Consider the following 553-nt stretch of genomic DNA (forward strand, 5'->3'; position numbering starts at 1 on the left):
GCTTTCCCCTTAATCAGGGATGCAACGAGACCAAGATGCCGCTTGCCGCCGAAGACGAAATCGGCCTGCGCGATGCACTGCTTGGCCTCGTCGCCGAGACCCGCTACACCGTCCTCGCCGATGCCGACGATGGTGAGCCATTTTGAGGCTGGCTTGGCGGCGCGCGGACCCTTAGCAGGCATGATGACCCACCGCATTCTGATCCTCGGCGGAACGACCGAAGCCCGGCAACTCGCGGGAAAGCTGGCTCGTCGCGCGGATTTCTCGATCACGCTGTCGCTGGCCGGCCGCACCGAAAGTCCGGTCGCGCAAGGCGTGCCGGTGCGTGTCGGCGGCTTTGGCGGCGCCGACGGACTCGCCGCCTATCTTCGCCAGGAAAAAGTCGATCTGCTGATCGATGCCACGCATCCCTACGCCGCGCGAATCTCTGCCAACGCCGCTGAAGCGGCGCGGCAAACCGGCGTGCCGATCCTGGCCTTGCGGCGCCCTGGCTGGGAGCCGGGCGCGGGTGATCGCTGGACGCTGGTCGACAGTGCCGCCGAGGCGGCAAGCG

At 67.3% G+C, this 553-nt stretch carries 1 protein-coding gene and 1 pseudogene; one reads left to right on the forward strand and one right to left on the reverse strand.

Features of this window, described 5'->3' with window-relative positions; genetic code table 11:
- Positions 1-182 (reverse strand): annotated as a pseudogene (locus EOA27_RS42850) (cobalamin biosynthesis bifunctional protein CbiET); the annotation flags it as partial.
- A 1-nt stretch (position 183) separates the two neighbouring features.
- Here EOA27_RS42850 and EOA27_RS39450 point away from each other — a divergent pair.
- A partial coding sequence (locus EOA27_RS39450; protein WP_189562436.1) for a precorrin-6A/cobalt-precorrin-6A reductase occupies positions 184-553 on the forward strand: 370 nt, incomplete at its 3' end.

The organism is Mesorhizobium sp. M2A.F.Ca.ET.037.01.1.1 (assembly GCF_003998075.1).
GTDB lineage: Bacteria > Pseudomonadota > Alphaproteobacteria > Rhizobiales > Rhizobiaceae > Mesorhizobium.